At 71.5% G+C, this 21,655-nt stretch carries 18 protein-coding genes; 2 read left to right on the top strand and 16 right to left on the bottom strand.

Annotated elements, in window-relative coordinates:
- Positions 1–120: 120 nt before the first annotated feature.
- The 6 genes from ABD298_RS07300 to ABD298_RS07325 all read right to left on the bottom strand — a co-directional run bounded on the left by ABD298_RS07300 (position 121) and on the right by ABD298_RS07325 (position 7,106).
- Positions 121–1,521 carry a sulfate adenylyltransferase subunit 1 gene (locus tag ABD298_RS07300; RefSeq protein WP_344298968.1) on the bottom strand — a complete coding sequence of 467 codons (1,401 nt, stop codon included), beginning with the start codon at positions 1,519–1,521 and terminating at the stop codon, positions 121–123.
- Positions 1,521–2,486 carry a sulfate adenylyltransferase subunit CysD gene (cysD, locus tag ABD298_RS07305; RefSeq protein ID WP_344298969.1) on the bottom strand — a complete coding sequence of 322 codons (966 nt, stop codon included), beginning with the start codon at positions 2,484–2,486 and terminating at the stop codon, positions 1,521–1,523. Before cysD ends, ABD298_RS07300 begins: the two co-directional genes overlap by 1 nt.
- Entirely contained in the window at positions 2,483–3,235 is a 753-nt protein-coding gene (locus ABD298_RS07310) for a phosphoadenylyl-sulfate reductase (protein WP_344298970.1), read from the bottom strand. The genes cysD and ABD298_RS07310 overlap by 4 nt, the downstream gene beginning before the upstream one ends.
- 86 nt (positions 3,236–3,321) lie before the next feature.
- The gene (locus ABD298_RS07315) at positions 3,322–5,067 is read right to left on the bottom strand and encodes a nitrite/sulfite reductase (protein WP_344298971.1); all 1,746 of its coding nucleotides are present in this window, start codon (positions 5,065–5,067) and stop codon (positions 3,322–3,324) included.
- 111 nt (positions 5,068–5,178) lie between these two features.
- Complete coding sequence (locus ABD298_RS07320; protein ID WP_344298972.1) at positions 5,179–6,387, bottom strand: MFS transporter; 1,209 nt, start codon at positions 6,385–6,387, stop codon at positions 5,179–5,181.
- Positions 6,384–7,106 carry a sirohydrochlorin chelatase gene (locus tag ABD298_RS07325; protein WP_344298973.1) on the bottom strand — a complete coding sequence of 241 codons (723 nt, stop codon included), beginning with the start codon at positions 7,104–7,106 and terminating at the stop codon, positions 6,384–6,386. The genes ABD298_RS07320 and ABD298_RS07325 overlap by 4 nt, the downstream gene beginning before the upstream one ends.
- Before the next feature lie 71 nt (positions 7,107–7,177).
- Here ABD298_RS07325 and ABD298_RS07330 point away from each other — a divergent pair, with 71 nt between their 5' ends.
- A complete protein-coding gene (locus ABD298_RS07330; RefSeq protein WP_208710184.1) occupies positions 7,178–7,609 on the top strand; it encodes an SMI1/KNR4 family protein in 432 nt (143 codons plus the stop codon).
- Positions 7,610–7,881: 272 nt separating this feature from the next.
- On the opposite strand, the gene ABD298_RS07335 is transcribed toward ABD298_RS07330, so the two are convergent.
- The 3 genes from ABD298_RS07335 to ABD298_RS07345 are packed head-to-tail and all read right to left on the bottom strand — an operon-like array spanning position 7,882 to position 11,105.
- Positions 7,882–8,985 carry a polyprenyl synthetase family protein gene (locus tag ABD298_RS07335; RefSeq protein ID WP_344298974.1) on the bottom strand — a complete coding sequence of 368 codons (1,104 nt, stop codon included), beginning with the start codon at positions 8,983–8,985 and terminating at the stop codon, positions 7,882–7,884.
- Between the two features lie 10 nt (positions 8,986–8,995).
- Complete coding sequence (locus ABD298_RS07340; protein ID WP_344298976.1) at positions 8,996–10,327, bottom strand: geranylgeranyl reductase family protein; 1,332 nt, start codon at positions 10,325–10,327, stop codon at positions 8,996–8,998.
- Between the two features lie 10 nt (positions 10,328–10,337).
- Positions 10,338–11,105, bottom strand: coding sequence for a demethylmenaquinone methyltransferase (locus tag ABD298_RS07345; protein ID WP_344298977.1), 768 nt, complete (start codon positions 11,103–11,105; stop codon positions 10,338–10,340).
- A 43-nt stretch (positions 11,106–11,148) separates the two neighbouring features.
- Between ABD298_RS07345 and ABD298_RS07350 the strand changes: the two genes are divergently transcribed.
- On the top strand, positions 11,149–12,531 hold the full coding sequence (locus ABD298_RS07350; RefSeq protein ID WP_344298978.1) for an isochorismate synthase: 1,383 nt from the start codon (positions 11,149–11,151) through the stop codon (positions 12,529–12,531).
- 109 nt (positions 12,532–12,640) lie between these two features.
- Here ABD298_RS07350 and ABD298_RS07355 read toward each other — a convergent pair whose 3' ends face one another.
- The 7 genes from ABD298_RS07355 to ABD298_RS07385 all read right to left on the bottom strand — a co-directional run bounded on the left by ABD298_RS07355 (position 12,641) and on the right by ABD298_RS07385 (position 21,639).
- Complete coding sequence (locus ABD298_RS07355) at positions 12,641–13,447, bottom strand: amino acid ABC transporter ATP-binding protein (protein ID WP_222703650.1); 807 nt, start codon at positions 13,445–13,447, stop codon at positions 12,641–12,643.
- Entirely contained in the window at positions 13,444–14,445 is a 1,002-nt protein-coding gene (locus ABD298_RS07360; RefSeq protein ID WP_425564339.1) for an amino acid ABC transporter permease, read from the bottom strand. The genes ABD298_RS07355 and ABD298_RS07360 overlap by 4 nt, the downstream gene beginning before the upstream one ends.
- Positions 14,446–14,450: 5 nt before the next feature.
- A complete protein-coding gene (locus ABD298_RS07365; RefSeq protein ID WP_344298980.1) occupies positions 14,451–15,389 on the bottom strand; it encodes an ABC transporter substrate-binding protein in 939 nt (312 codons plus the stop codon).
- A gap of 534 nt (positions 15,390–15,923) precedes the next feature.
- A complete protein-coding gene (gene menD / locus ABD298_RS07370) occupies positions 15,924–17,615 on the bottom strand; it encodes a 2-succinyl-5-enolpyruvyl-6-hydroxy-3-cyclohexene-1-carboxylic-acid synthase (protein WP_344298981.1) in 1,692 nt (563 codons plus the stop codon).
- 16 nt (positions 17,616–17,631) lie between these two features.
- The gene (locus tag ABD298_RS07375; RefSeq protein ID WP_344298982.1) at positions 17,632–19,698 is read right to left on the bottom strand and encodes a PhoX family protein; all 2,067 of its coding nucleotides are present in this window, start codon (positions 19,696–19,698) and stop codon (positions 17,632–17,634) included.
- A 121-nt stretch (positions 19,699–19,819) separates the two neighbouring features.
- The gene (locus ABD298_RS07380; protein ID WP_344298983.1) at positions 19,820–20,899 is read right to left on the bottom strand and encodes an o-succinylbenzoate synthase; all 1,080 of its coding nucleotides are present in this window, start codon (positions 20,897–20,899) and stop codon (positions 19,820–19,822) included.
- Positions 20,896–21,639 carry a M50 family metallopeptidase gene (locus ABD298_RS07385; protein WP_344298985.1) on the bottom strand — a complete coding sequence of 248 codons (744 nt, stop codon included), beginning with the start codon at positions 21,637–21,639 and terminating at the stop codon, positions 20,896–20,898. The genes ABD298_RS07380 and ABD298_RS07385 overlap by 4 nt, the downstream gene beginning before the upstream one ends.
- Positions 21,640–21,655: the final 16 nt, after the last annotated feature.

Genomic DNA, 21,655 nt, shown 5'->3' on the forward strand with positions numbered 1-21,655 from the left:
CCGTCGTGGTGTGGTTTCGACTCCGCTTCGCTGCGCTCAACCAGCGGCGGTTGAGTCGTGGTGTGGTTTCGACTCCGCTTCGCTCCGCTCAACCAGCGGCGGTTGAGCGGAGCCGAAACCCTAGATCCAGTACCGCTCGTCCTCGGTGTCGCCCGGGTGTTGGCGGACCATCCCGGCCGCGAGCGTGTTGCCGTCCTGCGGGTCGATCACGAGGAACGCCCCGGTGCGGCGATGGGTCGCGTACGGCTCGAGCGGCAGCGAGGCGGCCAGGCGGATCTGGACCTCGCCGATGTCGTTGAGCGCGAGCTCGGACGCGGGCGCCACCTCGAACGAGTCGAGGTCCAGCTTGCCGGTGACGGCCCGCACGAGCCCGCGGACGGTCGAGGTCCCGTGCTTCACGAGCACCTTCGCGCCCTCGCGCAGCGGCTTCGAGGACAGCCACGCGAGCGACCCGTAGAGGTCCGCGGTGCTCTCGGGCAGCGTCCCGGCGGCGGCGATCGTGTCGCCGCGGGAGACGTCGAACTCGTCCGCGAGGCGCAGCGCCACCGACTGCGGCGCAGCCGCCTCCGTCAGCGTCCTGCCGGCGACGTCGATCCCCACCACCGTGGTCTCGCGGGCGGCCTGGCCGGGGGTCACGACGGCGACGCGGTCGCCCACGCGCACGACGCCCTCGGTCACCTGGCCCGCATAGGCGCGGTAGTCGCGGAACGCCTCCTCGTCCAGGCCCGGCGCGAGCGCGCCCTGCGGCCGGATCACCGTCTGGACGGGGAAGCGGAAGGGCTCCGCAGGAGCAGAGCCAGAGTCGTCGAGCTCGTCCGTGCTCGGCAGGCTCTCGAGCAGCTCGATGAGCGTCGGCCCCGAGTACCACGGGGTGCGGTCCGAGCGGTCCACGACGTTGTCGCCGTCGAGCGCGGACACCGGCACGGCCACGGCCTCGCGGAGGCCGAGCTCGGAAGCCAGCCGCGCGACGTCGGCCGCGATCTCGGTGTAGACGGACTCGGAGAAGTCGACGAGGTCGATCTTGTTCACCGCGACCACGACGTGCGGCACCCGCAGGAGCGCCGCGACGGAGAGGTGCCGCCGGGTCTGCTCGAGGACGCCCTTGCGGGCATCGATGAGAAGCACGACGGCGTCCGCGGTGGACGCGCCGGTGACCGTGTTCTTCGTGTACTGCACGTGGCCTGGGCAGTCCGCGAGGATGAACGTGCGGCGGTCGGTCGCGAAGTAGCGGTAGGCGACGTCGATCGTGATGCCCTGCTCGCGCTCGGCGCGCAGGCCGTCGGTCAGGAGCGCGAGGTCCAGGCCGCCGCGCTCCCCGCCGAAGCCACGGTCAGCGGAGGTGCGGGCCACGGCGTCGAGCTGGTCGGCGAGGATCGCCTTGGAGTCGTGCAGGAGCCTTCCGACCAGAGTGGACTTGCCGTCGTCGACGCTCCCGGCGGTCGCGAAGCGGAAGAGGGTGCCCTCTTCGAGCGTGGTGGTTTCTACAGGCTTGGTTTCGGCGAGCTCAACCGGCGTGTTCATCAGAAGTACCCGTCCTTCTTGCGGTCTTCCATCGCCGCCTCGGAGATGCGGTCGTCCGCGCGGGTGGCCCCGCGCTCGGTGAGGGTCGACGCGGCGACCTCGCGCACGACGTCGGCCACGGTGTACGCGTCCGAGAGCACGGCGCCGGTGCAGGACATGTCGCCCACCGTGCGGTAGCGCACGGTGCGCACGACGACGTCCTCCCCCTCGCGCGGCTGGCTCACCTCGCCCACGGCGCGCCACATCCCGTCCCGGACGAAGACGTCCCGGTCGTGGGCGTAGTAGATCGAGGGGAGCTCGATGTCCTCACGCTCGATGTAGCGCCAGATGTCCAGCTCGGTCCAGTTGCTGATGGGGAAGGCGCGCACGTGCTGGCCCACGGTGTGGCGGCCGTTGTACAGGTTCCACAGCTCGGGGCGCTGGTTGCGCGGGTCCCACTGGCCGAACTCGTCGCGCAGGGACAGGATGCGCTCCTTGGCGCGGGCCTTGTCCTCGTCGCGGCGGCCGCCCCCGAACACGGCGTCGAACTTGTTGCGCTCAATGGCGTGCAGGAGCGGGACGGTCTGGAGCGGGTTGCGGGTGCCGTCGGCGCGCTCGGCGAGCTCGCCGCGGTCGATGAACTCCTGGACGGAGCCGACCACGAGCTTGAGCCCGAGCCGGGCCACGGTGCGGTCGCGAAAGTCCAGGACCTCGGGAAAGTTGTGGCCCGTGTCGACGTGCAGGACGGGGAACGGGATCTTCCCGGGCCAGAACGCCTTCGCCGCGAGGTGCAGCATCACGACGGAGTCCTTGCCGCCGGAGAACAGCATCGCGGGGCGCTCGAACTCTGCGACGACCTCGCGGATGATGTGGATCGACTCGGCCTCGAGGGCGTCGAGGAGGGGCAGCGCCCGGGGGTTGAGCGGAGCCGAAACCCCATTCTGGTTTCGACTTCGCTCAACCGACGTTTCTGTCGTGATGCTCATACGTGGAGTCCGCATTCTGTCTTGTCGGAGCCGGACCAGCGGCCGGCTCGGGGGTCTTCTCCGGGGGCGACGGCGCGGGTACAGGGTGCGCAGCCGATGGAGGGGTAGCCCTGGGCAAGGAGGGGATTGACGGGCAGGAGGTTGTCCTCGGAGTACTGCACGAGCGCTTCGAAGGACCAGGGGGCGACGGGGTTGACCTTGACGAGGCCGTTCTTCTCATCCCAGGTCACGAGCGGCGTGTTCGTGCGGGTGGGGGCCTCGTCGCGGCGCACGCCCGTGAACCAGAGCTCGTAGCCCGCGAGCGAGCGGTGCAGCGGCTCGACCTTGCGCAGGGCGCAGCAGCGGCCGGGGTCGCGGGCGAAGAGGTCCTTGCCCTCGGCGGCGTCCTGCTCGGCGACGGTCTGCTTCGGCGTCACGTCGACGATGGTGACCCGCAGGTTCTCGGCCACCTCGTTGCGGGTCTGGTACGTCTCCGGGAAGTGGTACCCCGTGTCGAGGAAGAGGACGTCGACGCCGGGGAGCTGGTCCGCGACGAGGGCGGGCAGCACGGCGTCGGCCATCGAGCAGGCGACGGCGGTCGCCTCCACCGCGAAGTTCCTAGCCACCCAGCCGATCACCTCCTCGGCGGACGCGTCCCATCCGAGCTCGGCGGCGCCGGCCTCGGCCAGGGCCTTGAGCTCCTCGGCAGAGCGGCGGTTGAGCGCAGCCGAAACCCCGGGTTTCGGCTCCGCTGCGCTCCGCTCAACCACCGTCGACTCCGCTGCTGCGTCTCGACTTCGCTTCGCTTCGCTCGACGAACGCCGCTCAACCACCGGAGTCGGAACCTGCTCGGTGCTCACTGGAGTGCCTCTTCCTCGGCCGCGAGGGCCCACTCGGCGAACGTCTGGTTCTCGTCGGCGCGGTCCGCGAGGAACCGGCGGGTGACGCGCTCGACGTAGTCCGGCAGGTCCTCGGCCGTGACCTTGAGGCCGCGCACGGTGCGGCCGGTGCCGGCCTCCCCGCGGGTGTCGGAGGCGAGGCCGCCTCCGAGGTGGACCTGGAACCCGGGGGTCTGTCCGCCGTTGCCATCGGGGAGGAGCTGGCCCTTGAGGCCGATGTCCGCCGTCTGGATGCGGGCGCAGGAGTTCGGGCAGCCGTTGACGTGCAGCGTCAGCGGCCGGAGGAGCTGGTTGGCCGGGATGCGCTTCTCGAGCTCGGCGATCGCCTCGGTCGCGGTGTCCTTCGTGTCCACGATCGCGAGCTTGCAGAACTCGATGCCGGTGCACGCGATGGTCGAGCGGCGCCACGGGCTCGGGTTCGCATACAGCCCGAGCTCCTCGAGGCCGGCGACGAGCGAGTCGACGCGGTCCTGCTCGACGTCGAGCACCACGATCTTCTGGTGGGGCGTGGTGCGCAGCCGGGCCGAGCCGTGGGCCTCGATGAGGTCGGCGAGCTTCACAAGCACATCGCCGGAGACACGGCCCACCGTCGGCGTCGCGCCGATGTAGAAGCGCCCGTCCTTCTGGCGGTGCACGCCCACGTGGTCGCCCGGCGTCGTGGGCGTCTCGGCGGCGGGGCCGTCCGGAAGCGGCGCGGAGAGGTACTCGGTCTCGAGGACCTCGCGGAACTTCTCGGCGCCCCAGTCCGCGACGAGGTACTTGAGGCGGGCTCGGTTGCGCAGGCGCCGGTAGCCGTAGTCGCGGAAGATGCTCGTCACGCCGACCCAGGCCTCGGCGGCCCGGGACGGCTCGACGAACGCGCCGAGGCGGACGGCGAGGTGCGCGGATGTCGAGAGGCCGCCGCCGACCCAGAGGTCGTAGCCGGGGCCGAGCTCGGGGTGCACGACGCCGATCAGGGCGAAGTCGTTGATCTCGTGGACCACGTCCTGGGACGGGTGGCCGGTGATGGCGGTCTTGTACTTGCGCGGGAGGTTCGCGAAGGAGTCGTCGCCGATGTACCGGTCCGCGATCTCGCGGATCTGCGGGGTCGGGTCGAGGATCTCGTCGGCAGCGATCCCGGCGACCGGGGAGCCGAGGATGACGCGGGGGACGTCGCCGCACGCCTCGGTGGTGCGCAGGCCCACCGACTCGAGGCGGCGCCAGATCTCCGGGACGTTCTCGATCTCGACCCAGTGCAGCTGGATGTTCTGCCGGTCGGTGATGTCCGCGGTGCCGCGGGCGAAGTCGCGGGAGATCCCGCCGATGACGCGCAGCTGCTCGGTGGTGAGCGCGCCGCCGTCGATCCGGACGCGCATCATGAAGTAGCGGTCCTCGAGCTCGTGCGGCTCGAGTGTGGCGGTCTTGCCGCCGTCGATCCCGGGCTTGCGCTGGGTGTAGAGGCCCCACCAGCGGAAGCGGCCGTGGAGGTCGGTCGGGTCGATCGAGTCGAAGCCGCCGGCGGCGTAGGTCGACTCGATCCGCTCGCGGACGCTGAGGCCGCCGTCCTCCTGCTTCCACACCTCGTTGGAGTTCAGCGGAGCGGTGCCGTCCACCTTCCACTGCCCGTTCGGCTTGGCGGCCCGGGGGCGCGCAGGCCGTGCCGTCTCGGGCCGAGCGGGGCGCTCGGCTCCGGCGGTGCGCTCGGGTGCAGCAGTCTCAGTCATGCCTTCGAGGGTACGGAGCCTCCTCGGCGCGCCCCTAGGCCCCTGCAACGCACGGTCACGAGAGGACACATTTCGTCGCAATGACCCGCGGCCGAGGGGGAAAGGCTTGACTCACTTCCCGCTGAACGAGGTCCACGGATGGGTCGCGCCGTAGCGCATGAGCCACACGGCCAGCCCCGCGCACACCGCGTACCCGGCGCCCACGGCGAGCCACCCGGCGTCGAACGTGCCCGTCGCATCGGCGAGCACGCCCATCATGAGCGGGCCGAGCGCGAAGCCCGTGTACATCCCGGCCGCGAGCACGCCCGACGCCGCGCCGATGCGCTCGCGGGGCACGACGACGAGGACCGCCGCGTTCGTGATGACGTTCGCCCCCAGCACGGTCGCCCCGTGCAGGGCCACGCCGACCCAGAGCAGCGCCGGCACGTCCCACGCGCCGGCCGCGAGGAGGCACAGCACGCCGACGATGGCGCCCAGCGCGAGCGTCAGGAGCAGCCCCGACGGCCGAGCGCCGAGGGCCATCCGACGCCCCCACACGATGCGGGATGAGACGCCCACGATGCCGGACACGCCGGCCGCGGCGCCCGCGAGGACGAGCGGGAAGTCCAGCTCGCGCACGGCGAAGAGGGGCAGGTACACGTTGGTGGCCTGCATGCCCATGCCGGCGAAGAAGGAGAACCCGGCGAAGATCCACACCGGGAACGGGAGTCGGCCGCCGTGGGCGCGCGCCGCCGTCGTGCGCGGCGCGGCGGAGGCCCGGGGCACCTGGGCGAGCCCGTACGCGAGGAGGGCCGCCGCGATCACGGCGGTGAGGCCGAACGACCACTGCCAGCCCAGCCACAGGGCGACCGCCGGGAAGAAGAGGCCGGCGAACAGCTGGCTCGCCTGCACCCCGGACTGCTTGATGCCGATCCAGCCGGGCCGCTTCGCGGGCGGGACCGAGGCGACGATGACCCGGTTCGTGGTCGGGTTGGAGATCGCCTGCGACGGGCCGGCGAGGATGACCGCGACGAGCAGCACCCAGAAGCTGTGGGCGAGCGCGGCGATCACGAGCGCGAGCACGGTGCCGCCGAAGATCAGGACCAGCTGGGTCCGGGTGGTCGCGCGGTCGCTGAGCCGGCCGAGGGAGAAGCTGCTCACGGCCGCTGACGCGAAGACGGCCCCCGCCAGGAGGCCGAACTGCGACTGCGTGATGCCGAGGTCGGCGATGATGAGCGGGCTGAGCGCGCTCATGCCGTAGTTGAGCAGCGGGCCGACCCCCATGGCGCAGACGAGGACGAACAGGAGGGCCGCAGACGGCCCCTTGGTCTGCTGCGTCACCTCGCCTCCGCGATGGCCGCGTCATAGCGGTCGAGGGCGATCTGCGCGATGGCCTCCGACGGCAGCAGCGGCGCCGTGACGGCGTCCGCCCCGGCCTTCGCGAGCTGGTCGTGGAAGTAGCCCGGCGCGAGGAGGTAGGACGCGATGACGACGCGCACGCCGTCGCCCGCCGTGCCGTCCGCCCGGGTGGTGGCCTCCTCCACGCGCAGCTCGGCGACGGCCTCGGGGACGGTCGGCGAGGCGCTGGCCCCGTAGCCCGGCAGGATGCGGTTCGGGATGCGGTGGCGGAGCATGTCCGCGAGGCGCTCGACGTCCGCCGCCGCCTCGGGATTGCTCGAGCCGGCGGCGGCGAGCACGACGGCGTCGTCCGCTCCCAGCCCGGCCTCGCCGAGGCGCTGGACGAGCAGGCCGGCGAGCCGCTCGTCGGGGCCGAGCGGCCCCGCGCTCAGGGTGCCCGGCCGGGAGGCGGCGGCCTTCGCGATGTCCACGCGCACGTGGTACCCGACGCTGAGCAGGAGGGGCACGACGACGGCGCGCGCCCCCTCGGGGAGGCCTGCCACGACCTCGGGAAGCTCGGGGCCGTGCACATCCACGTAGGCGTCGAGCACAGACAGCTCCGGGCGTGCCGTGCGGATCTGGTCGACGGCCGCGAGGATGGCGGCCCGCCCCTCCGCATTGCTGGTGCCGTGGGCACACGCCACGAGGATGTCTTGGGTCATGAGGGGAGCCTACTCCCGGGGCTGTTTACGCCACCGAAACGTGCGCCGGCGGCGCGACTAGGATGAGCAGCATGAACGAGATGTTCCTGGAGAAGTTCCGCGCGCTTGTCCCCAAGTACCTCGAGGATCCGTGGCAGCCGGCAGACGGCCTTTCGGAGGACGAGCTCGATGCGGCGCTCGAAGAGCATGCGTTCACGATCCCGCTGGTCCTGCGCGAGTTCTACCTCGCGCTCGGCGGGTCCGAGCTCATGGAGGCGTACCACTACTTCTGGGACCCCGAGGAGCTCGAGATCGACGAGGAGGGGTTCCTCATGTTCCTCGAGGACGAGGAGGAGCAGTTCACCTGGGGCTTCCGTGCCGGGGACCTGCGCGTCCCGGACCCGATCGTCTACCGCAAGAACAACGCCCGCGGCGAGTGGGTGTCGGAGGACGGGACCTTCTCAGAGTTCACGTTCGACATGTTCGAGTGGGTGTTCAGCGAGGATGACGAGCAGGCCGACTGACCGCGTGACTACCGTCCAGTAACCGTTCTGAAAACTGATTTACGTCTATCACTGGACTTTTTACAGATCTGTCATATGCTTGTTCATGGGTTCACTACTAGCCTCCAGTGAATCCGGGTGCGAACGGAAAACGGCCCCGGGAATCGGCAGAAGCCGAGTCCCGGGGCCACCCGTTTAAGGGGTCCAAAGTTGTCATATAGGTCGAAGGCTGTCATAGGGTTCCAAGGTCGTCACGCCCCCACCCGACGCCACACGGGGTGACCTCGAGAGGGTCAGGCCTGGCGATCCACCACCGCGTCGGCGAATGCCGCCAGCGAGTCCTTCACGACGCCTTCCGGCAGCGGCTCCAGGGCGGCCTTCGCGGCGTCGGCCCAGTCCCGCGCTACGGCCCACGCCTGCTCCGTCGCGGGATGCGCGGCCAGCGCCTCGACGGCCTCAGCGAGGGCATCGTCGTCCGTGAGGTCGCCGTCGACGAGGGCGACGACGCGCGCGGCGGAGGCATCGCCGTCGGCCGCGGCCTGACGCAGCAGCAGCACGGGCAGCGTGGGCACCCCTTCGCGGAGGTCGGTCCCGGCGATCTTGCCCGAGGAGGCGCGCCCGCCGGTGACGTCGATGACGTCGTCGGCAAGCTGGAACGCGACGCCGACCTTCTCGCCGTACTCGACCAGCACGGACTCGAACTCGGCGGGCGCACCCGAGAAGATCACGCCGAACTGCCCCGAGGCGGCGATGAGCGAACCGGTCTTGTCGGCGAGGACGGAGATGTAGTGCGCCACGGGGTCCTCACCCTCGCGGGGCCCGACCGTCTCGTGGAGCTGTCCGAGGCACAGCCGCTCGAACGTGCGCGCCTGGATGGCGAGGGCGCGGCCGCCGAGGTCGGAGACCAGGATCGAGGCGCGCGCGAAGATGAGGTCGCCGGCGAGGATCGCGACGGTGTTGCCCCACACCTCGTGCGCAGTGGGCGCCCCGCGGCGGTAGGGGGCGGAGTCCATGACGTCGTCGTGGTAGAGGGTCGCGAGGTGCGTGAGCTCGACGACGGCCGCAGCCTGCAGCACCTCGGCCCGCTCGGGGTCGCCGAGGTGGGAGGCGAGGATGGTCAGCAGCGGGCGGATGCGCTTGCCCCCGGCCTCCATGAGGTGCCGGCTGGTCGCGTCGGCCAGCGGGTCGGAGTTGGAGATGGCCTCGCGGAGGACCTTCTCGACGCGGGCCATGCTCGTGGTGATCGCAGGCCCCAGGACATCGTCCTCGGCAATCGCGGCAAAGCCGGCAGGCAGCTGCATGCCGACGGCGATCGCCGTGGTGGTGGGAGGCGGCTCGGCGGACTCGGGGCGCCCATGCCCCGCGTGCGTCCAGCGGCTGTCTGCAGATTCAGTCACGGTCTCAAGCCTAGCTTTCGTGGCGCCGCACGGACGCATCGCGGGGAGGGACGGTGTTGGACGTGGCGGGAACGAGCGATTCGAGGACGCGGATCGCGGCGTCGGGCAGGGCCCCGCCGGGACGGTCCGTGAGGTTGGCCAGCAGGCGGACCACGAACCGCATGAGCGGCGGGACCGGCATCCCCGTCGCGAGCGCCGCGCGCATCACGGCGGGGTGCCCGATCAGCGCGGCGAACATGCGCCCGAGCGTGAAGTGGCTGCCCCACTCACGGCGCACCCGGTCGGCATACGCGGCGAGGCGACGGTCGACGTCGGCCGCGTCCGCCCGCGCCCGGCCCGCCGCGCGCTGGGCGGCCGCAGCGTCGACGAGGTACTGCGCCGCGAAGCGCCCCGACTCCATCGCGTAGGAGATGCCCTCGCCGTTGAACGGGCTCACCATCCCGCCGGCGTCGCCCAAGAGCGCCATGCCGGGGACCACATGGGGGGTGCGGTTGAAGCCCATCGGCAGCGCGGCGCCGCGGATCGGACCCACCTGGTTCGCCTCGTCGAAGCCCCACTCCCCCGGCATCCCGGCGGTCCACTCGCGCAGCACCTGCCGGTAGTCGAGCTTGCCGAACTCCTTGGAGGAGTTCAGGATCCCGAGGCCCACGTTGCAGGTCCCGTCGCCCACCCCGAACACCCACCCGTACCCGGGGAGCGGCTTGCCGTCGGCGCCCGGGAGCTCGAGCCAACCCTCCATCCAGTCGTCCTCGTGGCGCGGGCTCGCGAAGTACGTGCGGTAGGCGACGCCGAGGGGCCGGTCGTCGCGCTTGGCCAGGCCGCGGGACACGGCGGCGCGGGTCGAGTTGCCGTCGGCGGCGAGGACGACGTCGGCGCGGAACTCGCGCGTCTCCCCCGTCTTCTTCCCGTCCCCGTCGAGAAGCTGGGCGCGGGCACCCACGACGCGGCCGCCGTCGTCCGTGATGACCTCGGTGACCGAGTGCCCCTCGAGGATCTGCGCGCCCGCGGCACGTGCGTGCTCAGCGAGGGCCTCGTCGAAGCCGAGGCGTGTGCGGATGAGCCCGTAGTCGGGGAAGTCCTCGAGCGCGGGCCACGGGAGCTCGAGCGTGCGGCCGCCGGCGATGAGGCGCAGGCCGCGGTTGCGCCGCCAGCCGTCCTCGGCGGCATGCGGCAGGCCGAGGAGCTGCATCTCGCGCACGGCGCGGGGCGTGAGCCCGTCGCCGCAGACTTTCTCCCGCGGGAAGCGGGTCTTCTCGAGGACGGTGACCGGCACGCCGGAGCGCGCGAGGTAATGGGCAGCGGTCGAGCCGGCAGGGCCGGCCCCTATGACGAGGACCTCCATGGGACTCAGCTCAGCGCGACGCGCGGCGGGAGCGGCGCACCTTCGCGAGCGGACCGGTGGACGATGCCGGCGAGACGGGCTTGTAGGCCCGGTGCACGGCCACGATCCCGCCCGTCAGGTTGCGGTAGGCGATGTTCTCCCACCCGTCCATCGCGAGCCACGCGGCGAGGTTGTCCTGGTCCGGCCACGCCCGGATCGACTCGGCGAGGTACACGTACGCGTCCGGGTTCGACGAGGCGCGGCGGGCGATCTCCGGCAGCGCGCGCATGAGGTACTCGAGGTACATGGTCCGCCAGAGCGGGTTGACCGGCGAGGAGAACTCGGCGATGACGAGCCGGCCGCCCGGCTTCGTCACCCGCAGCATCTCGGCCAGTGCCTTGTGCGGCTCGTTGACGTTGCGCAGGCCGAAGCTGATCGTGACGGCGTCGAACGAGTTGTCGGCGAACGGCAGGTTCGTGGCGTCGCCGGCGATGAAGTCGATGTCCGGGCGGCGCCGCTTGCCGACCTTGAGCATCCCGAGCGAGAAGTCGCAGGCCACGACGTCGATACCGGCGTCCGCGTAGGGCTCGGCGGAGGTGCCGGTCCCGGCCGCGAGGTCGAGGACGCGCTGGCCGGGCTTCGCCGCGACGGCGTCCACCACGACCCTGCGCCACCGGCGGGTCTGGCCGAGGGAGAGGAGGTCGTTGACGACGTCGTAGCGCGGTGCCACCTCGTCGAACATGGAGGCGACCTCGTCGGGTCGCTTGTCGAGGGATGCCCTGCTGCCTGCGCTGCTCACCCGCACCATTCTGCCAAAGATTACCGCGTAGTCTTGATCCATCATGAGCCACCCTCTGCGCGCCCTCACGGTTGATCTGGGCCCCACCGGCCCTGGCACCACCGGCCAGGGCGACGTCCCCGACGATCTGGCGGCACTCTTGGGAGGCGCAGACACGCAGTGCTGGATCCGCCGCGGCGAGGGGCAGGTCGGCTTCGGGGCGGTGGCCCGCTTCACCGTCACCGGGCCCGAGCGCTTCATCGAGGCCGAGGCCTGGTGGAAGCACCTTGTGATCGAGGCGGACATCGAGGACCCGGTCCAGCACCCTGGCACCGGCCTGGTCGCCTTCGGCAGCTTCGCCTTCTCCAAGACCTCCCCTTTCCTCTCGCGGCTGATCGTGCCCGAGCTCGTCGTCGGCATCCGGGACGGACGCGCCTGGGCCACCCTCGCGGCCGCCGACGGGAGGCGCCCCTCCGAGACCGAGGTGCGCGGCGCCGTCGTGCGCGCGCTCGCCGACCGCACCCGCGGCACCGGGGCGACCCGACGCACGACGGCGCGCGCGGACCTCGCGGGCGGCAACGGGCAGGCGGGGGGCCGGGCCGCGCGCAGGCCCGTGCGCCTCGGACCCGGCTCGCTCGGGGAGCAGCGGTGGATGCACGCGGTGTCCTCGGGAGTGGGGCGGATCGCCGCCGGCGAGCTGGAGAAGCTCGTGCTCGCGCGGGACATCGTCGTGGAGGACGGCGCGGGGATCGACCGCGGCGAGGTGCTGCGGCGGCTGTCGTCCGCCTACTGGGACACGTGGGTCTACGGCGTCGACGGGCTGGTGGGGGCCACGCCCGAGATGCTCATCCAGGTGGAGGGGCGCACCGCGCAGGCACGCGTGCTCGCCGGGACCCTCGACCGCCGTGACGCCTTCGGGAAGGGCGAGGACTACCCCGCCCGGGTGCTCGCGGGCTCGGCGAAGCAGCGGCACGAGCACGACATCGCCATCCAGTCCCTCACCGTGGCGCTCGAGCCGTTCTCGGACGCCATGAACGCCCACGACGAGCCGTTCATCCTCGAGCTGCCGAACGTCTTCCACCTCGCGAGCGACGTGAAGGCTGAGCTCGCCGAGGTCGAGGGGCACGTGCCCACCTCGCTCGCCCTCATCAACGCCCTGCACCCCACCGCGGCGGTGTGCGGGACGCCCACGCAGACCGCCGGCGCGATCATCCGCGAGCTCGAGTCGATGGACCGGGGGCCGTACGCCGGGCCGGTCGGGTGGCTCGACGCCGCCGGGAACGGCGAGTGGGGCATCGCGCTGCGCGGGGGCGTCATCGAGTCCCCGACGACGATCCGCCTGTACGCGGGCTGCGGGATCGTCGAGGCGTCCGTGCCGGAGACCGAGCTCGCCGAGACGTGGGCCAAGTTCCGCCCGATGCTCGAGGCGCTCGGCGTCGAGCGCTGACCGGGACCCCGCAAGCGCACGGCAGAGACCCCGCAACCGCCGTTGTGGTTGCGGGGTCTCTGGCAGGGCCTTGCGGGGTCCCTGGCAGGCCCTTGCGGGGTCCCTGGCCTCAGAGCACCTTACTCAGGAAGCCCTTGGTGCGCTCGTGCTGCGGATTGGCGATGACGTCGCGCGGGTTGCCCGACTCGACGACCACGCCGCCGTCCATGAACGTCAGGGTGTCGCCGACCTCGCGTGCGAAGCCGATCTCGTGGGTCACGACGATCATGGTCATGCCTGACGCGGCGAGGTCCTTCATGACGTTCAGCACGTCGCCGACGAGCTCGGGATCCAGGGCCGAGGTCGGCTCGTCGAAGAGCATGAGCTCGGGGTCCATGGCCAGGGCACGGGCGATCGCGACGCGCTGCTGCTGGCCGCCGGAGAGCTGCGCGGGGTAGTGGTTGGCCCGGTCCGAGAGCCCCACCCGGTCAAGGAGCTCGAGCGCGCGCTTCCGCGCAGAGGCCCTGTCGTGGCCCTTGACCTGGACGGGCGCCTCCATGACGTTCTCCACGGCCGTCTTGTGGCCGAAGAGGTTGAAGCGCTGGAACACCATCCCGATGTTGCGTCGCTGCCGGGCGATCTCCTTGACCCGGAGCTCGTGCAGCCTCCCGCCGTGCTCGCGATAGCCGATGAGCTCGTCGTCGACGAAGATCCTTCCCGCGCTGATCGTCTCGAGGTGGTTGATGCACCGGAGCAGGGTGGACTTGCCGGACCCCGACGGACCGATCAGGACGGCGACCTCGCCCTGGCGGACCGTCATGTCGATCCCGCGCAGCACATGGTGCTGGCCGTAGTACTTGTGCACTCCCTCGATCCGGACCAGTTCGCCAGCCCCGGAGGGAATGCGGTGGGTGCCTTCGGGCGCCGGTGCGCTCATCGTCCGCTCTCCTCGATGTCCTTGCCGGCCACGGTCGGGCCGCCGGGCATGGTATCCGCGGCGGAGCCGAGACCGGCGGCCGCGGCCTTGGTCGCTGCGGGGTTGACTACCGCGGCCGGTGCGAGGTTGTCCACGCCCTTGCCGTAGTGCTTCTCGATGAAGTGCTGGCCGACCATCAGGATGCTCGTGACCAGCAGGTACCACAGCGCCGCGACGATCAGCAGCGGGATCGGCAGGTAGGTCTTGTTCGCAAGCGAGTTCGTCACGAACGTCAGGTCGAGGGTGAACGGCACCGCCAGGACCAGCGAGGTGGTCTTGAGCATGCCGATCGTCTCGTTGCCGGTCGGCGGGACGATCACGCGCATCGCCTGGGGGAGGATGATGCGCCGCATGATCTTGCCCCTGTGCATCCCCAGGGCCTCGGCGGCCTCCATCTGGCCCTTGTCCACGGACTTCAGGCCGGCACGGAAGATCTCGGCGAGGTACGCGGACTCGTTCAGGCCCAGCCCGATCACCGCGGGCAGGAACCCGCGGGTGGGATCCTCGAGGACCCAGGTGACGAGCGCCGGCCCGAAGGGGACGCCCAGGGACACGGTCGGGTACAGGACCGTGACCAGGCCCCAGAAGATCAGCTGTGTGTAGACCGGGGTGCCGCGGAAGAACCACACCCACGCCCACGCGGACCAGCGGAAGATCGGGTTGTCCGACTGCCGCATGAACGCCAGGACGACGGCGAGCACGATCGCCAGGATCATCGACAGGACCGTGAGCAGGAGCGTCCAGCCCACGCCGCGGACCACGTTCACGTCCAGGATGTAGAGCGCGACGGTTTCCCAGTGGAAGTTGGGATTGGTGGCCAGGCTCTGGACGGCCAGAGCCAGCAGGAGCACGATGACGGCGGCGCCGACCCACCGGCCGGGGTGGCGCACCGGAACCGCCTTGATCAGTTCCGGTGCGCTTGCCGTGGAGGCTGGGGCGTCGGCCTTGTGAACAGTCATAGTCATCAGACTGCCGGGTTGACCTCAGACTTCGAAAGAGCGCCTTCGGCGTTGTTCCACGAGTCCAAGATCTTCTTGTAGGTGCCGTCCTCCATCAGGCTCGTCACCGTCTTCTGGATGAGCTGGGCGAACGCGGTGTCGCTCTTGGCCACGGCGATGCCCTGCGGTGCGGAGTCGTAGGTGTCGCCGAGCTTCTCGACGGCGCCGTTGGTCTGCTGGACCGCGTAGCCGACGATCGGCGAGTCAGCGGCCATCGCGTCGAGCGAGCCGTTCACGAGACGCGTGTTGAGGTCCGTCTGGGCCTTGAGGGAGACGACCTCGATCGCGGGCTTGCCAGCGGCGGTGCACTTGGCGTTGCGCTCTTTGAGGTCCGGGTCCTCCTGGACGGTGCCGGTCTGGACGCCGACCTTCTTGCCGCAGATGTCATCGAGCGAGAACTTCTTCGGGTTGCCCTTCTGCACGGCCCACGCGGTGCCGGCCTTGAAGTAGCTCACGAAGTTCACCGCGGCGAGGCGCTCGGAGTTGATCGTGAAGGAGGACATGCCGAGGTCGTACTTCGGACCGAGGGCGGGCAGGATCCCGGTGAACTCCGCGGTCTGGACCTCGGTCTTGAGGCCGAGCTTGGCGCCGATGGCCTTGGCGAGGTCGACGTCGTAGCCCATCGGCGTGGCGTTGTCGCTTCCGCCGAGGAACTCTGCCGGCGCGTACGACGTGTCGGAGCCGACGACGAGCTTGCCCTTGGACTTGATCGCATCCGGAACCTGCGAGGCCAGGCTGTCGTCCTTCTTCACCGACGACGGGTCGAAGGACGCCGATGCCGACCCCGACCCGCTCGGCTTTGCCGCTCCCCCGGTCTCGGAGGCGTTCGTGCAGGCCGTGAGCGCGAGGGCCCCGACGGCGAGGACCGCAGCGCCCTTGGCGGCGAGCTTCGCGGAGAAAGTCATATCTCTACCTTTACTTGGAGGTACATGTCAGAGGTGCTAGGCGACGCCCCATCCTACCCTTGACCGGGGCACGATGAGATGTGCATCACAGGCAACTTATGTTTCCCTATTGGACAACACCCTTGAAGGGTAATCAAGCCCTGTCACGGGGAGGTTTCCGAAATCCCAGACACCCGCCCCAAACGGGCGGCGAGGCCCCAGCCCCCCGCCTCCGCCGTTTCGGGTACGCGAATTCCCCGCCTCCTCCGTTTCGGGTACGCGAATTCCCCGCCTCCTCCGTTTCGGGTACGCGAATTCCCCGCCTCCTCCGTTTCGGGTACGGAGGATCCGCCGCGCTAAGACGTCCCTCCAAGCGGAGCTCCCCCGCGTACCCGAGACGGCACAGGCGTGACTTTGGCGTACCCGAGACGGCACAGGCGTGACTTTGGCGTACCCGAGACGTCACAGGCGTGACTTTGGCGTACCCGAGACGGCACAGGGGTGACTTTGGCGTACCCGAGACGGCACAGGGGTGACTTTGGCGTACCCGAGACGTCAGTTGGGGCTCACGGCCCTGCCCACGGCCAGCCGGATCCGCTCGTGCAGGTCGCGCAGGGACGCCCTGTCCACCCGGGCCTCGATGATCTCCCGCCCCCGTCGCCGCGGAGCGCCGAGCGCCGCGGACGCCTCTGCCGCGGTGCGCACGAGCGTGTGCCGCACCCCGTAGGCGGCGGCGAGTGCCCGGAGGTCGGCGCGGTGCGGCGTGCCGAAGAGGCGTTCGACGGCGGCCGCCGCGCCCGGGAGCGCCGGGTCGCCCACGCGCCCGTGCTCGAGCAGGCCGAAGATCGCCCCGCCGGCGTCGTTGAGCACGACGGCGCGCAGGTCCGGTTCCGCTTCCCCGTCGCCGAGGAGTAGCCCGCCGGTGTCGTGCAGGAAGGTCAGGTCTCCGAGGAACGCGGTGGTCTCGGTGCGGCGGCCGAGCCAGAGGCCTGTGGCGGTCGAGATGGTCCCGTCGATCCCGGACAGTCCGCGGTTGGCGAAGACCCGGGCGGCCGGCTGCGGCGGAGGGGCCGCAGCGAGGTCGACATCGCGGATCCCGTTGGACGATCCGAGCAGCAGCTGCCCCCGGGCGCTCTCCCACACGAGCTGCGCGAGCCTCGGCCCCGTCAGCGGAGCGCCGGGGCCGCCGACGATCCGGTCCACCGCCTCCTGCGCCGCGGCGCCGGCGAGGAGCCACGAGTCGAGCCACCCCTCGGCCCCGCGCCCGGCGAAGCCCGAGAGGATGTCGAGGTCGTCCACGAGCCGTTCCCGGCGTCGGCCCTCCCGGAACCACGCGACCGGGCGGGGGTGGTACAGCGCCGTCTGCACGCCGTCGCGGGCCAGGAGCGCCGTGACCGGCCGGGACAGGGTGGGCCGGCCGAACAGCACCACGCGCTCGATCCTCAGTCCGGGATGCCCGTCCAGGAGGAGCCGGTAGGGGCCCACGGCATGGCCGCCGAAGCGCGCATTCGAGGACGGCTCCGCCAGCAGCGGGAGGCCGTGCGCGGCCGCGAAGGCCTCCGCGAGCGGGCCCGCCCCATGGCCTGCGAGGACCACGGTGCGCCGCGGCGGCAGCCCGCCGAGGGCCGCGACCGGCGGCCGGCGGTAGGCGTACGGCTGGAAGGGAGGCGGCTCCCAGCCGCCGCCGGCGGGCGGCTCCCAGCCGGGTTCCGGCACGAGCGGGTCGCGGAAGCAGAGGTTCAGCTGGACGGGGCCGGCGGGGATCCCCTCGAGCGCCCCCGTCGCCGCGGAGAGGGCGGTCCGCACGGACGACGACGGCGACGCACCGGCCGCGACGCTCGTCGCGAAGCGCACGTGCTCGCCGAAGAGGTCGAACTGCTCGGTGGTCTGGTTCGCACCGGTACCGTGGAGCTCCTCGGGCCGGTCCGCGGAGAGGACCACGAGGGGCACCTCGGCGTGGTTGGCCTCCATGACGGCGGGCAGCAGGTTGCCCACGGCCGTGCCGCTCGTGGTCGCGACTGCGGCCGGCCGTCCCGAGGAGAGGGCCGCGCCGAGGGCGGTGAAGGCGCCCACACGCTCGTCGACCCGCACCACGAGCTCGAGGTGGCCCCGGCCCTCCGCCTCGGCCAGCGCGTAGGCGAGCGGGGCGCTGCGGGATCCCGGGCAGACGACGACGCAGCGGACGCCGCCCGCGAGCAGCGCGTCGACTGCTGCGCGGGCGGCGTCCAGGGAACTGAGGGCACTCACGCCCCCATCGTATGTACTACTTCGCGTGCGGGGCCGGGAGGACCTGCACCACGGCCGGGCGCGGGGCGCGGACCTGGCCGGCGGCGGGCGTGCCGCCCTTCACGTAGTCCGGGAAGAGCGAGTGCGGCTCCTCGAAGGTGCCCTCCTCGCCCGGGTGCTGGACCGAGACGTAGACGTGGCGCTCGGCGTCGTGGACGATCGGGCCACAGGTCTCGGCGTCCCGCGGGACCGAGAGGAACTGCTCGACCTTGCCGCGCTCAGGGCCCTCGAGGGTCACGCGGAAGAGGCCGTCGTTGTAGCCGATCGAGCTCGGCGCGCCGTCGGTGGCGAGCCACATGTACCCCGAGGAGTCGAACGCGACGTTGTCGGGGCACGAGATCGGGGAGACCTTGTCGGTGGGGTAGCCCGCGAAGTACGCGGTCTTGTTCTTCGCCGGGTCGCCGGCGACGAGGAGCAGGTTCCAGCCGAAAGCGGTGGCCGTCTGGTCGCCCCCGTCCTCGGTGATCTCGATGATGTGGCCGTCGCGGTTCGCGGTGCGCGGGTTGACCTCGTCCGCCAGCGCGTTGGTGCCCTTGCCGCGGTTCGAGTTGTTCGTGCAGACGACATAGACCTTGCCCGAGGTGGGGTGCGGCTCGACGTCCTCGCAGCGGTCCATCTTGGTCGCGCCCACCTTGTCGGCGGCCAGACGGGTGAAGACGAGGACCTCCTCGACGGTCATGCCCGGCACCGCGGAGGCGCCGCCGACGACGAGCGGGAGCCACTCGCCGCGGCCGTCGAACGCGCCGTCGGACGGGAGCGCGCCGGAGCCGTCGATCTCGCCGGCGGAGTTGCCCGTGAACTTGGCGACGTAGAGGTCGCCCTCGGACAGGAGGGTCATGTTGTGGGCCCGGTCGCCCTCCCTGTACGTGTCCTTGGAGACGAACTTGTACAGGTAGTCGAAGCGCTCGTCGTCGCCCGAGTACGCCACGGCCTTGCCGTTGGCTGCGATGCGGACGTTCGCGCCCTCGTGCTTGAAGCGGCCCAGCGACGTGTGCTTCTTGGGGGTCGACGTCGGGTCCATCGGATCCACCTCGACGACCCACCCGAAGCGGTTCTCCTCGTTCTCGTAGCCCGCGGTGCGGGTGTCGAAGCGCAGGTCGTCGAGCTCCCAGCCGCGGCCGGTCGCCTTGTCGGAGAGGCCGTAGCGCTTCTGGGCCGCCGTGGTGCCGGCAGAGCGGAAGTAGCCGTTGAAGTTCTCCTCGCCGGAGAGGATGGTGCCCCACGGCGTCGTGCCGCCGGAGCAGTTGCCGAGCGTGCCCTTGACCGTGCGGCCGGTCGGGTCGGCGGCGGTCTTCAGCAGCGCGGACCCGGCCGCGGGGCCGGTCAGCTGGTACTCGGTGTCGATGAGGAATCGGCGGTTGAGCGGGGCGCCCTTGACGTAGGTCCAGGCGCTGTTCTTGTCGCGGCGCGTGAGCTCGACGACGGACAGGCCGTGGGCGGCGCGGGCGACGGCGCGGACCCGCGCCGGGTCGGCGTCGAGCTGCGCCTTCGGGAACATGATGCCCTCGTTGGTGTACTCGTGGTTCGTGAAGAGCACCGCGCGGCGGCCGTTCTCGCCGTCGATCCGGATGATGTCGGTGTAGTCGTTGTTGTAGCCGAACTGGCGGGCCTGGGCGGCCTCCGTCTGGTCCGCGATGTCGAACGCGGGCGAGTCGTTGAAGAGCGGGTCGCCCCAGCGGATGATCGGCGTCCAGCTGTAGCCCGACGGGACGGTGAACTCGTCGACCGTGAAGTGGACGGGGCTGATCGGGGTGAAGTCGAGCTTGCTGGTGACGCCCTTGGCCGCCGGGGCAAGGCCAGCGGCCTCCGAGCGCCCGGCGCCCGTGCCCGTGAAGGCCAGGGTGAGCGCGCCGGCGAGGCCGAGCCCCAGAGCGGAGCGGCGCGAGATCGCCCCGGCGGCGATATCGCGGAAGTACCCGTTGTCCGAGGTGTTGCACACCTCCCCCAGGCACGCGTTGTCGCACTTGAGCGCGCAGGTCACGGCGCTTCGCTTGCCGCGGACGTGGTCCAGCATCGGCAGCAGCAGGCGTCGGTTCTCAGACATGTGAAGTGTTCCTCCCAGAAGGTGCGGGCTGCGAACCCTCAGACAAACAGTGGGAGGAGAATCTCGAATCTCGCCGAGGTGAACACTCGGCAAACACGCTGCCGAAACGGCGTGAGGTGCGCTATGTGCCCGTGTGACCGCCGTCGCTGTCCGCGCGGCTTTCTCCCCCGCGGCCCGGGTCCCGTGCCACGAGGACCGCGTGGCACCGGCGGAGCCGCTCGATCCACCACGTGCGCCGCTCCGCCTCCACGGCGAACCGGGCCAGCAGCTCGGGGTCCGGCTCTGACCGCCGGATCAGCTCGGCCCCGGCCCGGAGGTAGCCGCCCTCAGGCACGAGAGGCGACCGCACGACGTCGTGCGCCAGCAGGGCCCCGGTGCCGAGCCCGCACGCGTACGGAAGCTGCGGGAGCGCGGCGGCCAGCGCGACGCCGGCGGCGAGCCCCACCGAGGTGTCGAGCGCCGAGCTCACGACGGCAGGCAGCCCGGCCTCGCGCACGATCTCGAGGGCGCGCCGCACTCCCCCGAGCGGGGCGGCCTTGACGACGATGAGGTCCGCCGCGCCGGCGCGGGCGACGCGCAGCGGGTCCTCGGCCTTCCGGACCGCCTCGTCCGCGGCGATGCGCACCGGGGTGCCGCGCGCCTCGAGGAGGGCACGGACCTCGGCGAGCCCGTTGATGCCGGGGACGGGCTGCTCGGCGTACTCGAGGCCGAATGGCTCGAGCTGCCCGAGCGCCTCGACGGCCTCCGGCACCGACCAGCCCCCATTCGCGTCGACCCGCAGCGCCGCGTCCGGCAGCACCTCGCGCACGGCGGCGACCCGACCGACGTCGTCCGCGATGCTCTGCCCCGCCTCGGCGACCTTGACCTTGACGGCGGTGACCGGCCCGAAGGCGGCGAGCACCTCGGGGACGCGTCCCGCGGGGACAGCCGGGACGGTCGCGTTGACGGGCACCCGCTCGCGCACCGGCGCGGGGAACCCCTCCCACGCCGCCTCGACGGCGGAGGCGAGCCAGCGGGACGACTCTGCGTCGTCGTACTCGAGGAACGGGGCGAACTCGCCCCAGCCGGCCGGCCCGCGCAGCAGGAGCGCCTCGCGCTCGGTCACGCCGCGGAACCTGACGGTCAGCGGGACGCGCACGACGGCGGCGGCCGCCTCGAGCTCTGGCAGGTCAGGGAGCACGGGGCGCCGGGTGCAGCTCATGCGCCCACTGTACGCAGGGATCCCGTCAGCACCGCCCACGAGGCAACGCCGGCGAGGGCGATGACGGCGGCGAACGCGAACAGCCACACGGCCGAGGGGACGCCGGTCTTGCGGGAGAGGATGAACGCGTCCGAGCTCGCGAGCTCCCGCCGGCGGCGCGTATGCACCGACACAAGGTTCCACCAGTCCCGCGCGGCGCCCATCACGAGCGCGAGCCCGACGGCGAGCGTCAGGTGGCCCTGGAGGTCGACGGGCACCGCGGCAACGATGGCCGCGACGGCGATGATCGATCCGGCCAGGATGAGCACGCCGGCGAGGTTCCGGATGAAGAGGAAAACGAGCGCGAGCACGATCACGGACACCGACAGCGCAGTCCTCCCCCACCCGGCCGCGGAGGCCCACACGAGCGCGGCGCCGACGGCGGCCGGCGCCGGGTAGCCCCAGAAGCCGAACCACACGGCCCGGCCGCGGCCCACGCCGTGGGTCGTTCCGCCCTGGTCCATGCGCAGCGTGATCCCGGTGACCCGCATGCCAGTCGCGAGCCCCGCGAAGGCGTGGCCGAGCTCATGGACCACAGTGACGAAGCGGCCGAAGAACCGCCACAGGACCGGGACGACGCACAGCGCCGCGGCACCGCCCAGGATCCACAGCAGCTCCGCCGCGGGCACTACGAGCGGGCTCGAGCGCCCGAACCCGGAGAGGAACCCGTCGACGAAGGCCTGCCACCACTGTTCGATCACGGGCACCGAGCCTACC

This window comes from Sinomonas flava, assembly GCF_039531875.1.
GTDB lineage: Bacteria > Actinomycetota > Actinomycetes > Actinomycetales > Micrococcaceae > Sinomonas > Sinomonas flava.

What these genes read in the sequence shown, in the direction of transcription:
- ABD298_RS07315 (WP_344298971.1), bottom strand. Translation starts at nt 5,067, where the DNA reads ATGACTGAGACTGCTGCACCCGAGCGCACCGCCGGAGCCGAGCGCCCC.
- ABD298_RS07300 (WP_344298968.1), bottom strand. Translation starts at nt 1,521, where the DNA reads ATGAACACGCCGGTTGAGCTCGCCGAAACCAAGCCTGTAGAAACCACC.
- ABD298_RS07350 (WP_344298978.1), top strand. Translation starts at nt 11,149, where the DNA reads ATGAGCCACCCTCTGCGCGCCCTCACGGTTGATCTGGGCCCCACCGGC.
- ABD298_RS07365 (WP_344298980.1), bottom strand. Translation starts at nt 15,389, where the DNA reads ATGACTTTCTCCGCGAAGCTCGCCGCCAAGGGCGCTGCGGTCCTCGCC.
- ABD298_RS07330 (WP_208710184.1), top strand. Translation starts at nt 7,178, where the DNA reads ATGAACGAGATGTTCCTGGAGAAGTTCCGCGCGCTTGTCCCCAAGTAC.
- ABD298_RS07355 (WP_222703650.1), bottom strand. Translation starts at nt 13,447, where the DNA reads ATGAGCGCACCGGCGCCCGAAGGCACCCACCGCATTCCCTCCGGGGCT.
- ABD298_RS07375 (WP_344298982.1), bottom strand. Translation starts at nt 19,698, where the DNA reads ATGTCTGAGAACCGACGCCTGCTGCTGCCGATGCTGGACCACGTCCGC.
- ABD298_RS07360 (WP_425564339.1), bottom strand. Translation starts at nt 14,445, where the DNA reads ATGACTGTTCACAAGGCCGACGCCCCAGCCTCCACGGCAAGCGCACCG.
- cysD (WP_344298969.1), bottom strand. Translation starts at nt 2,486, where the DNA reads ATGAGCATCACGACAGAAACGTCGGTTGAGCGAAGTCGAAACCAGAAT.
- ABD298_RS07380 (WP_344298983.1), bottom strand. Translation starts at nt 20,899, where the DNA reads ATGAGCTGCACCCGGCGCCCCGTGCTCCCTGACCTGCCAGAGCTCGAG.
- ABD298_RS07325 (WP_344298973.1), bottom strand. Translation starts at nt 7,106, where the DNA reads ATGACCCAAGACATCCTCGTGGCGTGTGCCCACGGCACCAGCAATGCG.
- ABD298_RS07340 (WP_344298976.1), bottom strand. Translation starts at nt 10,327, where the DNA reads ATGGAGGTCCTCGTCATAGGGGCCGGCCCTGCCGGCTCGACCGCTGCC.